The sequence below is a fragment of the Pseudonocardia adelaidensis genome, from assembly GCF_039543345.1.
Taxonomy (GTDB): Bacteria; Actinomycetota; Actinomycetes; order Mycobacteriales; family Pseudonocardiaceae; genus Pseudonocardia; species Pseudonocardia adelaidensis.
Map to the genome: position 1 here is coordinate 329388 of NZ_BAABJO010000003.1, position 13436 is coordinate 342823.

13 protein-coding genes are annotated in these 13436 nt (G+C 72.4%); 4 read left to right on the plus strand and 9 right to left on the minus strand.

All coding sequences use genetic code 11. The annotated features are described in order from the left end of the window. Nucleotides 1–10 precede the first annotated feature (10 nt). From ABEA81_RS05435 to ABEA81_RS05475, 9 genes are all read right to left on the minus strand, one after another. Nucleotides 11–1333, minus strand: a complete 1323-nt coding sequence (locus ABEA81_RS05435) for an MFS transporter (protein ID WP_345603662.1) — start codon at nt 1331–1333, stop codon at nt 11–13. 38 nt (nt 1334–1371) lie between these two features. Further along, nucleotides 1372–2619, minus strand: coding sequence for a CaiB/BaiF CoA transferase family protein (locus ABEA81_RS05440; protein ID WP_345603664.1), 1248 nt, complete (start codon nt 2617–2619; stop codon nt 1372–1374). Between the two features lie 377 nt (nt 2620–2996). Further along, on the minus strand, nt 2997–3809 hold the full coding sequence (locus tag ABEA81_RS05445; protein WP_345603665.1) for an SAM-dependent methyltransferase: 813 nt from the start codon (nt 3807–3809) through the stop codon (nt 2997–2999). Between the two features lie 47 nt (nt 3810–3856). Beyond that, a complete protein-coding gene (locus tag ABEA81_RS05450) occupies nt 3857–5356 on the minus strand; it encodes a purine-cytosine permease family protein (RefSeq protein ID WP_345603666.1) in 1500 nt (499 codons plus the stop codon). 56 nt (nt 5357–5412) lie between these two features. Continuing rightward, nucleotides 5413–6783 (minus strand): MFS transporter, encoded by a 1371-nt coding sequence (locus ABEA81_RS05455; protein ID WP_345603667.1) that lies wholly within the window; start codon nt 6781–6783, stop codon nt 5413–5415. A gap of 82 nt (nt 6784–6865) precedes the next feature. Continuing rightward, entirely contained in the window at nt 6866–7903 is a 1038-nt protein-coding gene (locus tag ABEA81_RS05460; protein WP_345603668.1) for a 2Fe-2S iron-sulfur cluster-binding protein, read from the minus strand. Then, nucleotides 7900–8868: a PdxA family dehydrogenase gene (locus ABEA81_RS05465; RefSeq protein ID WP_345603669.1), complete on the minus strand. Its 969-nt coding sequence runs from the start codon at nt 8866–8868 to the stop codon at nt 7900–7902. The genes ABEA81_RS05460 and ABEA81_RS05465 overlap by 4 nt, the downstream gene beginning before the upstream one ends. A gap of 8 nt (nt 8869–8876) precedes the next feature. Beyond that, nucleotides 8877–9377, minus strand: coding sequence for an aromatic-ring-hydroxylating dioxygenase subunit beta (locus ABEA81_RS05470; RefSeq protein ID WP_345603670.1), 501 nt, complete (start codon nt 9375–9377; stop codon nt 8877–8879). Further along, nucleotides 9374–10645 carry an aromatic ring-hydroxylating dioxygenase subunit alpha gene (locus ABEA81_RS05475; RefSeq protein ID WP_345603671.1) on the minus strand — a complete coding sequence of 424 codons (1272 nt, stop codon included), beginning with the start codon at nt 10643–10645 and terminating at the stop codon, nt 9374–9376. The genes ABEA81_RS05470 and ABEA81_RS05475 overlap by 4 nt, the downstream gene beginning before the upstream one ends. A 127-nt stretch (nt 10646–10772) precedes the next feature. On the opposite strand from ABEA81_RS05475, the gene ABEA81_RS05480 reads away from it, so the two are divergent. From ABEA81_RS05480 to ABEA81_RS05495, 4 genes are all read left to right on the plus strand, one after another. Beyond that, the gene (locus ABEA81_RS05480; protein ID WP_345603672.1) at nt 10773–11567 is read left to right on the plus strand and encodes an IclR family transcriptional regulator domain-containing protein; all 795 of its coding nucleotides are present in this window, start codon (nt 10773–10775) and stop codon (nt 11565–11567) included. Between the two features lie 259 nt (nt 11568–11826). Beyond that, on the plus strand, nt 11827–12495 hold the full coding sequence (locus ABEA81_RS05485; protein ID WP_345603673.1) for a class I SAM-dependent methyltransferase: 669 nt from the start codon (nt 11827–11829) through the stop codon (nt 12493–12495). An 84-nt stretch (nt 12496–12579) separates the two neighbouring features. Then, entirely contained in the window at nt 12580–13002 is a 423-nt protein-coding gene (locus tag ABEA81_RS05490; RefSeq protein ID WP_345603674.1) for a hypothetical protein, read from the plus strand. 264 nt (nt 13003–13266) lie between these two features. Next, nucleotides 13267–13398, plus strand: coding sequence for a hypothetical protein (locus tag ABEA81_RS05495; RefSeq protein WP_345603675.1), 132 nt, complete (start codon nt 13267–13269; stop codon nt 13396–13398). Nucleotides 13399–13436: the final 38 nt, after the last annotated feature.

Genomic DNA, 13436 nt, shown 5'->3' on the forward strand with positions numbered 1-13436 from the left:
TGGACCTCCTTCACAACGTGGTGGGCGCGCCGGCTGTGGCCGGCGCGGTGCGGGTGCGGACCTGGCCCCAGAGGGTGACGACCAGCACCGTCACCAGGCACAGGCCGACGACGTAGAGCGCCACGGGCCACGGTTCGCCGCCCGAGCGCAGCATCAGGGCGGCGGCGACGAGCGGGGTGAACCCGCCGATGAGCGCCGCGCCGAGCTGGTAGCCCAGCGAGGCGCCGCTGTAGCGCACGCGCGCGTCGAACAGCTCGGAGAAGTACTGCGTCTGCGCCCCGTACATCGAGGCGTGGCCGACCGCGAGCCCGACGACCAGCGCGACCCACAGCGCGGCGGGGGAGCCGGTGCCGGCGAGCCAGAAGAACGGGAAGGCGAACACGGCCATGAACGCGGCGCCGAAGACGTACACCGGCCTTCGCCCGACGCGGTCGGCGAGCGTGCCGAACAGGCCGACGGTGCCGATGGAGACGAGGCTCGCGACGAGCACGCCGTTCAGCGCGACGCCCTGGCCGGGCCCGGACCCCTGGCTCGCGAGCGTCAGCGCGAACACGGTGATCAGGTAGAACGTGCCGGTCTCGGCCGCCTTGGCGCCGAAGGTGACGAAGATGCCGCGTCCGCTCGTGCGCAGGGCCTCCACGATCGGTACCTTGACCGGCTCCCCGGCCTCCGCGGCCGCGCGGGCGAACTCCGGTGACTCCGCAATCGACCGGCGCAGGTACAGCCCGACGACCACGAGCACGAAGCCGAGCAGGAACGGGACCCGCCAGCCCCACGACCGGAACTGGTCCTCCGGCAGGAGCAGGAACGCGCCGAGCACGATGTTCGACACGACGATGCCGGCGTAGACGCCCATCTGCGGCCACGTGCCGTAGAAGGCGCGGCGGCCCTCGGGGGCGTGCTCCACGGTCATGATCGCCGCCCCGCCCCACTCGCCGCCGTGCGCGAGGCCCTGCAGGACGCGCAGCGCGACGAGCAGGACCGGCGCGGCGGTGCCGATGGTCTCGTAGGTGGGCAGCAGGCCGATCCCGACGGTCGAGGCACCCATCAACGCCAGCGTGGCGATCAGCACCGACTTGCGGCCGACCCGGTCCCCGAAGTGTCCTGCGACCACCCCGCCGAGCGGGCGGGCGACGAATCCGACACCGAAGGTCGCCAGTGCGAGCAGGGTGCCGACCGCCGCGTCGGTGCTGTGGAAGAACAGCGATCCGAAGATCGTGGCCGAGAGCGCTCCGTACAGGTAGAAGTCGTAGTACTCGAGCATCGTCCCGATGGCGCTGGCCAGGGCGACGCGGCGGACGTGCCGCGGCTCGGGTGGGGTCGTTGTCGACATCCGGGTTTGTCCTCTTCTTCGAGATGCGGTGCCGGGGGTCAGCTCGGGTGGACGGAGTCGGCGTCCGGCGCGGTGGGCCCGACGACGCCGTCGGCCTCGAGCCGCGCGAGCTCGTCGGGCGGGCACCGCAGCAGGTCGCGCAGGACCTCGCCGTTGTGCTCGCCCAGCCGCGGACCCGCGGCGCGGACGCGGCCCGGGGTGCGGGTGAGGTTCGCGATGAGACCCTGCATCCGCAGCGCGCCCAGCGCGGGGTGCTCGACGGTGGTGATGCTGCCCCGCTCCCGGAAGTGCGGGTCGGCGGCGATGTCGGCGATCGAGTAGACCGGCCCGACGGTGGCGCCGACGGCGTCGAACGTCGCGAGCACCTCGTCGTTGTCCCGCTCGGCGACCCAGCTCGCGATGGCGTCGTCGATCTCGTCGCGGTGGGCGATGCGCCCGGAGATCTCGTCGAACCACGGGGCGTCGGCGAGGTCGTCGCGCCCGACCGCGCGCAGGATCCGTCGCCCGGTGGCGGTCGTCGCGCCCGAGAGCGCGACCCAGCGCCCGTCCCGCGTGCGGTAGCACTCGCGCGGGACGTTGAAGGCGGTGCGGCTGCCCTGGCGGGTCGGCACGATGCCGAGCTGGTCGTGGGCGGTGGTCTGGGCACCGAGGATCCAGAACAGCGGTTCGTAGATCGACAGGTCGACGACCTGCCCTTCGCCGGTCCGCTCCGCGTGCCGCAGCGCCGTCATCGTCGCGAACGCGCCCGCGAGGGCGGCGACGCCGTCGGCGAGCGGCCACTGGGGGAGCACGGGCGGCCCGTCCGCGGGCCCGTTGGTGTCGGCGAAGCCGGACATCGCCTCGGCGAGGGTGCCGAAGCCGGGGCGCGACCGGTACGGGCCGGTCTGGCCGAACCCGGAGACCCGCACGATCACGAGCCGCGGGTTGATCCGGAGCAGGTCGTCGGGGTCGAGGCCCCACCGCTCGAGCGTGCCGGGCCGGAAGTTCTCGACGAAGACGTCGGTCTCCGCGAGCAGCTGCCGCAGGAGGGCGGCGCCGCGCGGATCGGACAGCGCGAGCGTGATCGCGCGCTTGTTGCGTCCGACGAGGGCCCACCACAGCGACTCGCCGTCCTTGTGCCACGCCCACGAGCGCAGGCCGTCGCCGCGGGGGTGCTCGACCTTGACCACGTCGGCGCCGAAGTCCCCGAGCAGCGTCGCGATCATCGGACCGGCGTAGATCGTCGCGGCGTCGACGACCCGCACCCCGGAGAGCGGGGGCGGCGAGGCCTCGGTCGTGTCAAACATTTGATAAAACTTAGGCTGAGGGCACGGCGCGGTGCAACCCCTCCGAAGCGGTCGCGCCGAGTCGAGGCGGGCGCGCCGGTCCTCCGGCCGCGCTCCTCACGGCGCTGTTCACGAGCCGCTGACGTGGGGCGATGCCTCGGTTCGGCGTTCCGCGGAACGCGGTTGCGGACCTTTGCCTGCGGGTGATCATGCTTGCGTCGGCGAGCCCGGTCGCCTCGGGAGTCGATGCCCTCGACCTTCAGCGAAGGGCACGCCCGTTCTACCGCCTGGACCCGGAACCGATCCTGGACGTCCTGCTGCCCAAGCGGATCAGAACGGCGGCCTGAACACGCCGGGCGATCGCGTTCCGCGGAACGCGGCGACCCTGACCGTGGTCGTCAGACCTTCAGGCCGACGCCGCCGAACTCGGCGACATCGACGGGCGAACCGATGTCATTCGGTTCCGGGCGCCAACTCTGGATCGGCACTACGCCTGGTTCGACCGGTTCCAGCCCCTCGTAGAAGCCGGCGATCTGCTCGCGGGTGCGGACGTTGTAAGGCACGCCGCCACTGTCCCGGTAGCGTTCCAGAGCGGCGGTGTACGCGGGGCTGGTGTCGTCTCCGTCGCAGTGCACGAGATAGCTGGCCGGGGGCAACGCTTCCAGCAGTCGCGAGACGATGGACCGGGCCTCGTCGTAGTCCGCCATGTGGCCTAGCACTCCGATCAGCAGCAGCGCGATCGGTTGGCTGAAGTCGAGTGTCCTTGCGGCCTGGGCCAGGATCTCGTCCGGGTCGCGCAGGTCGGCGTCGATGTAGCGGGTGACGCCCTCGGATGTGCTGGTCAGCAGCGCACGAGCGTGCGCAAGTACGAGCGGGTCGTTGTCGACGTAGACGATCCGCGCCTCCGGCGCTACCCGCTGGGCGACCTCGTGCGTGTTGTCGGCGGTCGGAAGCCCGGTGCCGATGTCCAGGAACTGCCGCACCCCGGCCTCGGCCGCCGTGTAACGGACGGCCCGGAGCAGGAAGCGTCGACATGCACGTGCCTTGTCGCGCTGGGCGGGGTATATCGCGAGGAACTCGTCCCCCGCGTCCCGATCGGCCTGGTAGTTGTCCTTGCCACCCAGCCAGTAGTTCCAGATGCGTGCCGAATGCGGAGTGGTGACGTCGATGTCGCGCAGCAACTTGCCACCGTCGTCCGCGCCATCCGTCATGGCTTCCCCACCCGCCCGCTTTCTCGAACCACTGCGTCCGGATGACCCTAGTGGTCCCCGACGATAGGACGATCGTTGCTCCCGAGCGGAGAGAGCAGGCCGTACACCAGTGCTGCCACTGCGGAGGCGGCGACAAGGCTGATGTCGACGCCGTTCGCGACCCCCGCCAGCGGACCGCTGAAGAGCGACGTCTGGATCGTCAGCAGGCCGACGACGGAGCCGACGGCCCAGGCGACCCCGGCCGACAGCCGCCAACCGCCGGTGTACCAGTACCGGCCGCCGGACTGGCGGCGGTTGAACACCTGCAGGTCATCGGCGTGGTAACGACCGCGGGTGCGCAGGAAGCCGATCCCGACGATCGCGGCCCACGGGGCGCTCAGCTCGGCGAGGACCAGCAGAGCCGCCGCGATCGAGTCCTGCACGGCCGGCGCGAGCAGTCCGACGTACACCAGGGCGACCGCGACGACACCGACGATCACGGTGGCCCGGGGGCGCGTGAGCCGGACCACCAGCGCGTCGAGGTCCAGGCCGGCGCTGTAGAGCGACGACGCTGTGAGCCCTACCCCGCCCAGCACGGCGAGCGGGAGCAACACGATCGCGTACCAAGCCGGCGACTCCACAGCCAGGCTGACCGTGAACGGGGCGAAGGGATCGGTGAAGGCGGTGGAGACGATCGCCCCGACCGTCGCAGGCACCACGAACCCCACGAATATCCCGGCGGAGGCGATCGGCACCAGCCTCCGTGCCGGATGACGATCCGCACGGATGTACCGCGTCCAGTCGCCGAGGATGGTGCAGACGACCAACGCGCCGGCAACTCCGACCGTCGTCGCGACGGAAAGCCACGTGGGCCAGAAACCACCCAGCAGGTAGTCCCCGCCGGCGTAGTCCCACCGGATGTCGGAGGCGAAGGCGAACGGAATCAGGATCAGCAGGATCCCACCGATCAGCGCCAATATCGCGGTGGAGCGCACCAACCACCGGTACCCCCAGATCGCCACCACCACCGCGACCGCTGTGACCACCGCGTACGCCCCGGCTTGAGCACCCCCGGACTCCGGGAGTCCGAACAGCCGGCCGGCCACCGACATACCGGCCGAGCCGCTGGTCCAGACCGTGAGGGCAACCGACACGAGGCAGGTCGCCAATCCGATGGTGCTGCCGATGATCCGCCCGCGGACGCCGAAGGTCGCCCCGGACGCGGTCGCGTTGTTCGTCGCGGTCCGCGAACCGAGGATGATCAGCGGAATCAGGAGTACCTGCCCGACGGCGGTCCCGACGGCGATCGCGGTGATCGTGGCCCAGAGCCCCAACCCGAACGTGATCCCGACCCATCCGAAGGCCACGGCACCGAGACCGACCGAGGTGCCCACGAAGATCACGAAGAACGTACCGGGCGTCGAGGTGCGTTCCTCGTCGGGAATGCGGTCGACACCACGACGCTCGATCGCGCGACCTGCTGTGCTGGCCTCGTGGACCTCCGTGCGATCCTCCGGCAACTCCCGACGCCCGACGCCCATGAGCCGCCCCCCAAGGTCCACGCCCACCGCTCGGGGCACACTACCGAGTGCATCCGCCGGGCGCTCTGCACGACCCGCAGACCTCAGTCCGGAACCGCGACGTGGGGTTGCCGGGTCTGGGTGTGGGGGGCCGGCGCGTCCTGGTGCCGGCGCCGGGCGAGTGCGAGGACCGTGACGGCCGCGACGAGCATCGGTACGGCGAGCGCCGTGAACAGCTGTGCCGTGGACCACCCCGCGCCGACCGCGAGCCCGACGACGATCGGCCCGAGGATGCCGCCGACCCGGCCGATCCCCAGCGCCCACGCCACGCCGGTGGAGCGCATGTCCGGCGCGTAGAACAGCGACCCGAACGCGATCACGCTCTTCTGGCCGCCGCTGACGCAGCAGCCGACCAGGAACGTGACGCACAGCAGCAGCCAGAGCGAGGCTCCGAACACGATGCCGAGCACGCCCACGAAGACCGCCCCGACGACGTAGAGGATGCCGAGCGTGTACCCGGCGCCGAACCGGTCCATCGCCGGCCCGGTGATCAGCGCGGCGGCGATGCCGCCGACGGTGGTCAGCGTGGTCGCGGTGACGACCGTGCTCGTCGGGTGGCCGAGGTTCTCCAGGATGGTCGGCAGCCAGCTCTGCAGCGCGTAGAACTCGGCGAGGTTGATCGCGAAGACCAGCCACAGCAGCAGGGTGCCGAGCAGCCATCGGCGTTCGAAGAGCCGCACGATCGGGATCCGCGCGTGGGCGTCCGGTTGGTCGGCGCTGCGCACTTCCGTGTCGGCCGGCAGGGACGGGTCGAGGCGCCGCAGGGTGTGCGCCACGGGGCGGCCCCGGCGGATCAGGTAGGCCGGCGACTCGGGGAGCAGGCGCCACAGCAGCGGCACCAGCACGAGCGGCACGACGCCGCCGACCAGGAACATCGAGCGCCAGCCCAGCAGCGGGATCAACGTCCCGGCCGCCATGCCCGCGGCGACGAAGCCGAGCGAGAACCCGCAGTAGATGACGAGCACGAAGGTGGCCCGCCGCCGCCGCGGGGCGAACTCGCTGGTGAGCGCGATCGCGCTGGGCGCCGCCGCACCGAGGCCGATACCGGTGAGCAGGCGCGCGGCCAGCAGCACCTCGACCGATGGGGCGAAGGTGGTGAGCACGGTCAGCACGCTGAACGAGGCGGTGGCGGCGATGACCATCGCGCGGTGGCCGAAGCGGTCCGCCAGCGGGGACAGGACGAGGTAGCCGATCATCAGACCGACCAGGGCGGACGAGAGGACGGGCCCCATCGCCGACGGCGAGAGACCCCACTCCCGGGCGATGGACGGGGCCATGTAGCTGATCGCCTGGGTGTCGAACCCGTCGAGGAACATGACCAGGCCGCAGAGGGCCAGGACGATGCACTGCAGCCGTCCGATCGGGCGGTCGTCGATGAATCCGGGGAGGTGAACGGTTCGGGGGTGTTCGGGCACGCTCGTGACCTCGCTGTACGGCGTCGCTGTGGTGGGTGTCGCTGTGGTGGGTGTCGCTGCTGGTGGGTGGGTGGGTGGGTGGTCAGCTGGTCGGCACGGGACTTCGGAGGGTGTCGATCGGAACGGCGTCGACCGGGACGAAGGCGTCGGCGAGGAAGCGCTCCCCGGGCAGCCCTCTCGTGGTGGTCAGCAGCTCGCGGGCGTCGCGGGTCATCTCCGGGTTGCCGCAGGCGTAGACGGTGTGCCCGGTCAGGTCCGGGTGCCGGGCGGCGGCGGCGTCCTGCACGTGGCCGGTGGCCCCGCTCCAGGTCCGGTCCGGGCGGGAGAGCACGGGGTGGACGGTCAGCCAGGGCAGCGCCCGGGACCAGCGCAGGACGGTGTCGAGCTCGTACAGGTCCGACTCGTCACGGCCGCCCCAGTAGAGGGTCGTCGGCCGGGCGGCGCGCCGGATGACCTGGTCCAGGAGCACCGACCGCACCGGGGCGAAGCCGGTCCCGGTGGCGAGCAGCACCATCGGCTCGGTGCCGGGCCCGACGGTCGTGTCGCCGTAGGGCGCCTCGACGGTGAGCAGGTCGCCCGGGCGCAGGTGCCGGGCCGTCCGGTCGGAGAACAGGCCGTCCGGCTCGATCCGCACGTGCAGCTCCGCCGTGTCGTTGTCGCGGGGCGGGTTGGCCAGCGAGTACGGCCGGGACTCCCCGCCGGGCAGCCGGACCTCCAGGTACTGCCCCGCCCGGAACGGGATCCGGCGACCGATCGGGTACCGCAGCTCCAGGACGACGACGCGCGGAGCCGGCCGCCGCACCCGGTACACCCGGGTCGTCAGCTCGCGCCGCCGCGGCGGGCCGGAGTGGGCGATCCGGCGCGGCCGGATGCCGACCGGGCCGTCCGGCACCGCCTGGCAGAGCAACGCGTCGGCACCGGGGCCGTCCGGCCGGCCGCTGCGCCGGTCCCGCACGGTGCCGCTGACGATCGTCCCGATGCAGCTGGTGCAGGCGCCGCGCCGGCAGGAGTACGGGATCGTCCAGCCGGCCGCCTCGGCGGCGTCGAGCACGGTCTGACCGGGGACGCAGTCGAAGACGATGTCCGACTCCGCCACGCTGACCTGGTGGGCCGCGGTCACGCCGGGATCACCTCGCGCCGGGCGTCGACGGTCTGCAGGGCCCGGACCAGCGCCTCGGGATCGGCGCGCCCGGTACCGGCCAGGTCGAACGCGGTGCCGTGCCCGACGCTGCAGAACGGCACGCCCGCTCCGATCGAGAGCGCCACGGCAGTCCGCCCGGCGAGCAGCTTGACCGGGACGTGGCCCTGGTCGTGGTAGGCGGCGACGTAGCCGGCGTGATCGTTCGCGGCCAGCAGCACATCGGCGCCGGTCGGTCCGTCCACCGGCAGCCCCTCGGCACGCAGCCGGGCCACGGCCGGTGCCGTGACCCGCTCGTCGTCGCCGCCGAAGAGCCCGCCCTCGCCCGCGTGCGGGTTGATCCCGAACACGGCGATGCGCCCCGGCACGCCCAGGTCGCCGAGGGCGCCGTGCAGGGCGCGTCCGGCCGCGGCCACCCGGTCGACGTCCAGAGCGGTCACGGCGTCGGCCAGCCGCTGGTGCAGCGTCGAGTGCACGATCCGCAGCCCGCCGCCGATGAGCAGCAGGAAGACCCGGTCGGCGGGGACGCCGGTGACCTCGGCGAGCAGCGACGGGTAGCCGGTGAACGACGCCCCGCCGGCCCGGACCGCGGTCTCCGAGTGCGGCGCCGCGACGACGGCCCGGTAACCGCCCGCGAGCGCCGTCCGGATCGCGGTGCGGGCGTACTCCAGGGTGGCCCGGCCGGCGGCGGCGTCCACCGTCCCCGGCCGGTGGGCGCCGGCGGGCAGCGCGCCGACGTCGATCAGGTCCAGCGTGCCGGGTTCCGGCGCGGCGCCGGGCCGGTGGTCGCGGACCGTCTCCGTGCCTCCGGTGACCCGGACCGCCCACTCGACGACGGCCCGGTCCCCGACCAGGACCGGTGCGGCACCGGTCCGGCGGGCCGCGGCGACCGCGATCTCCGGCCCGATCCCGTTCGGGTCCCCGGTGCTGAGAAGTGTGCGAACCACGGCGCCGATCACAGGGGAACCGCCAGCAGCGTGTCGATCCGCGAGCTGTCGCAGACCACGACCCGCTCGCGCAGCAGCGCGCGGTCGTCCTCGACCAGGTAGCGATCGATGTAGCGGCCGCTGGCGAACAGGTCCATCGGCCCGTCCCCGGTGATGCGCACGACCAGGAACGAGGTCTCGCTCCGCACGTCGACCGCCCCGCCCGGGCCCGGCTCCGCCGACAGCACGGCCGGTGCCCCCAGCAGGTGCCGGTAGCTGTGCCGCTCGTAGATGTTGGCCTCGCGCAGCGCGGACACCCGGTCGACGAGCATCCCGCGCGAGTCGGCCCAGACGATGCCCGCTGGGAGCCCACGCCGGTGGTTGTCGGCGGTGGTGATCCGGTAGTGGCACTCGTCGACGAAGAACCCGGGCCAGTCCTCGAGCCGGTCGTCGTCGATGCAGCGCACGTAGTGCCCCTGGGCCTCGAGGATCGCCCCGTGCACCCGCGAGGTCAGAGCAGGGCTCCTCATGCGTCCTCCAGCGTGAATCCCATGCCGGCGCGGTAGGCCTTCCAGAACCCGCGCACCGAGGCTTCGGTGACCCGGCTGCTGCTGGAGACGGCCTCGGAGCCACCCATCTGCAAGGTGGCGAACTCGTCGCCAGCGCCGGCGATCCCACGCTGGACGAAGCCGCCGATGCAGCCGTCCTCCATCGAGACGTAGCCCGCCGGGCCGACCAGGTTGGACTGCTTGAGGCGGACCAGCCGCTGCTCGTCGGTGTCGTCGGTGAACCCGAGGTAGGTCCAGTTCAGCCGCGTCCGGTCCACGGCGGTGGGCAGGATCTGCCGGACGGCGACCGCGTTCTGGATCTGCTGGAGCACGAATCCGGGGAACACCGACAGGATCTGCAGCGTCGTGTCGTCACCGACCTCCGAGAAGCCGTCGAGCATGCTCGGGTCGGAGAGGCGGTACTCGCTCTCCGAGCGGATCTTCTGGTCCCGGTACCCGCCGTCCTCCGCGGCGGAGCGGTCGATCGCCGACCAGCTGACGTGGTGCGCGCCGTCCTCGCTCACGATGATGCCGCCGCGCTGCGAGAGCTTGTTGATCCCGAACGTCGTGAAGAACAGGTGCAGGATGCTCGCGTGGTAGGAGTCCTTGACGTTCTCCACGTAGAGCTTCCAGTTGTTCGGCAGTTCCTGGGTGAACCGGCCCAGCACCACGGGTGTGCGGCCGCCGAGCAGCCGGTCGATCCGGGCGACGATCTCCTCGCCGAGGTACTCCTCCAGCGGCGGCACGTCGTTGGACAGGCTGCCGAACACCAGCCCGTTCAGCACGGCCGTGCGCAGCTTCCTCGGGCCGTGCCGCTCCATGCAGAACTCCGGCGGCATCCCGCCGGCCCCGCCGATGCCGTCCTGGAACGCGACGGCGGTGAGGTCGCCCTGCAGGTTGTAGGTCCAGGCGTGGTAGACGCAGGTGAAGTCCTTCGCGTTGCCGTGCTCGGCCATCGCGATCAACGCCCCGCGGTGCGCGCACCGGTTCTCGAAGGCGTACAGCTGCCCGTCGACGTCCCGGGTGACGAGGACGGGCTGGTCGCCGATGAACGTGGCGCAGAAGTCACCGGGCTCGGCGAGCTCCGCCTCCAGGCACAGGTAGCTCCAGTACGGCCCGTGGAACAGGCGGCCGAGCTCCGTGCGCAGGACCTCCTCGTCCTGGAACACCCAGTAGGGGACCCGCGTGAGCGATCCGGGCCAGGTCCGGTCCGACAGCGGCTCGGTCTCCGGACCGTCGAGGCGATCCATCGCCCTCCCTCCAGTTGTTCGAATATCGAACGTCAATCCCTACAGCGAACGCATGGAAGCTTGCGATTGCTCGACGAGTCAAGGGATCCGCGTTGACGGACGCGAACTCGGTTCGTATAACGAACGCGTGCAGGACGCTGAGATCGATACGCCGGCCGACGAGGTGCGTTCCCGGGCGCCGGAGGGGATGGCCGGGCTGGCGAAGGGCCTCGCCATCATCGAGCTGTTCGGGAGCACGTCGTCACGGCTGTCCGTGGCGTCGGCGGCGGAGGGCATCGGGGTCGCCAGGGCGACCGCACGTCGTTGCCTGCTGACCCTGGTCGACCTCGGCTACGTCGAGTACGACGGGCGGTACTACCGGCCGACCCCCCGCATGCTCCGGCTGGGCAGCGCCTACCTGGACACGTCGTCGTTGCCCGGTCTCGCCGACCAGCACCTCGTCGACGCGCGCGACGAGCTCGACGAGTCGGTGTCCCTCGCGGTCTGGGAGCAGGGGTGGTCGATCTTCGTCGCCCGGTCCGAGGCGCAGCGGATCGTGAAGACGGGCGTGCGGGTGGGGGCCCGGCTCCCGGCGCACTGTTCGGCGACGGGGCGGGTGCTGCTCGCCGCGCTCGGCGACGACGAGGTCCGCGAGCAGCTCGCGGGCGCCGATCGGGAACGCCGGACACCGCACACCGTCACCGATCCCGACGCCCTGCTGGAGGTGGTCCGGCACGTGCGGGAGGAGGGCTTCGCGATCAGCGACGAGGAGCTGGAGCTCGGGATGCGGGCCATCGCGGTTCCGGTGACCGATGGCGCACGCAGGACCGTCGCCGCGATGAGCGTCAGCGCATCCGCGGCGCGGGTCTCCGCGGAACGGATGCGCCGCGAGTTCGTCCCCGTGCTCCGCCGGGAGGCCGGCCGGCTCGGACGGAAGCTCTAGACGGTTGGTCCCCGGGTTCTCATCGGTCGAGGGCGATCGGGGAACGCTCGAGGGGGGCGGCGCGGTGGTCGGGGCGGTCGAAGCGGATACCCGGGCCCGCCGTGCACGTGGTGTCGTCCGAGGTGCAGCATCCGCGCCGGATCGCCGATCAAGGGGAAATGGTGGCCGAATGATCTCCCGGGGGCGACCATCCGCCCTTGGTCACCGCTGCAGAGCAGCCATTTACCCATGATCGCTGAGCGCCGGGTACCGTGCCGCGGTGGGTGATCGACTCGGTGACGTGTGGGAACGACGGGCCGCCGAGTGGACGGCGTGGGCCCGCACCGCCGGCCACGACGTGCACTTCACGCACCTCAACTGGCCCGCGTTCGAGGAGCTCGTCCCGGCGCCGGGCCGGCTGACCCTCGACCTGGGCTGCGGTGAGGGCCGAGTGGGGCGGCTGCTGCAGCCCGTGGGACACCGGCTCGTCGGGCTGGACACCGCGCCGACCCTCGCGGCGCTCGCCCGCGACGGCGGCGGCTACGAGCGGGTGCTCGACGCCGCGGCCACCGCGATCCCGCTCGACGACGGCACCGTCGACCTCGTGGTCGCCTTCATGAGCCTGCACGACATGGACGACCCCGCGCGGGCGATCGCCGAGTGCGGGCGGGTGCTCGAAGCGGGCGGACGGCTCTGCCTGGCGATCGTGCACCCGCTCAACCGGCCCGCAGAGGCACTGGAGGACTACTTCGCGCACCAGCGCGTGGCCGTCCCCGTCGAGAGGGACGGGCTGACGATGACGTTCGAGGCGATCGACCGCCCGCTCGGGTACTACACGGGAGCGCTGGAGGACGCCGGGTTCGTCGTCGAGGCGCTGCGCGAGCCCCGCCCGGACGCGGCGGCGGCCCAGCCGTTGTTCCTGCACATGCGCTGCCGGCGCGAATGGTGACCACCCGGCACCGCCGCGGCGCCGGCCACTCCGAGGCGGGCAGTGGCGGGGAGAAGGCGGCGAGTAGCGGGGAGTAACGACCCCGTGCGGGTCGTGTGCACCCAGGACCCCGGGCCGGTTCCCGCATCTGCGGGAACCCGCGTCGAGCTGGGGGTGGTCAAGGACGCCGAGGGGTGCCCCGGCGTCGCACCCACGACCACGGTCGTGCCGGCACCGACCCCGCCGCCGACGTCCCGCGCTGCCGATCCGGCACCCGCACCCCGGCCGGCCCCACGACCGGCACCCGCACCGGACCCGGCGCCCGCGGACGAGCCGGACCCGACGCCGGCCGCCGACGACAACGACGACAACGACGACAACGACGGCGATCCCGGCGGCGGGTCGTCGGCGGGAACGGTGCACCCGGGCGCGTATTGCGACCCGCCGGGCACGGGCGTGTCGGAGAAGGGCAAGCCGATGGTGTGCGCGCCTGCGTCCGACGGCCGTGACCGGTGGCGCGGGGCCTGACGACGCGACAGTAGCCCTGCCGCACTTCGTATGACAGAAATCTGCGCCGAACCGGGCTGGAGCGCGGCGCAGGCCCCCCGTGGCGCCTTGACAGGGCCGACAAGGCCTTGGAATGTATGACCATCCGACAGAGAGGCGGGTGGCCGTGCGCGCAGCGGTGCTGGGGGTATTCGGGGCGGCGCCGGCGGTCGAGGACGTCGCGAGATCCGCAGCTGCCAGTACGGCAACGTCGACGTCCGCCGTGACCTGCCGCGGTTCGCCCGCGTGCTGGAGGCGGGCCTGCTCGACCCCGCCGCCATGGTCGACCGCACCTACCCGCTCGCCGACGCGGGCAAGGCGCTCGCCGCGGCCGCCGGCCGCGAGCTGATCACCGCCGTCCTGCTGCCCCAGGCCTGACCGCCCACCCGATGCCACCGAATGCGACCGAGGGAGCC

Coding starts and splice junctions, on each gene's coding strand:
- ABEA81_RS05470 (WP_345603670.1), bottom strand. CDS start 9,377: ATGAGGAGCCCTGCTCTGACCTCGCGGGTGCACGGGGCGATCCTCGAG.
- ABEA81_RS05475 (WP_345603671.1), bottom strand. CDS start 10,645: ATGGATCGCCTCGACGGTCCGGAGACCGAGCCGCTGTCGGACCGGACC.
- ABEA81_RS05440 (WP_345603664.1), bottom strand. CDS start 2,619: ATGTTTGACACGACCGAGGCCTCGCCGCCCCCGCTCTCCGGGGTGCGG.
- ABEA81_RS05445 (WP_345603665.1), bottom strand. CDS start 3,809: ATGACGGATGGCGCGGACGACGGTGGCAAGTTGCTGCGCGACATCGAC.
- ABEA81_RS05435 (WP_345603662.1), bottom strand. CDS start 1,333: ATGTCGACAACGACCCCACCCGAGCCGCGGCACGTCCGCCGCGTCGCC.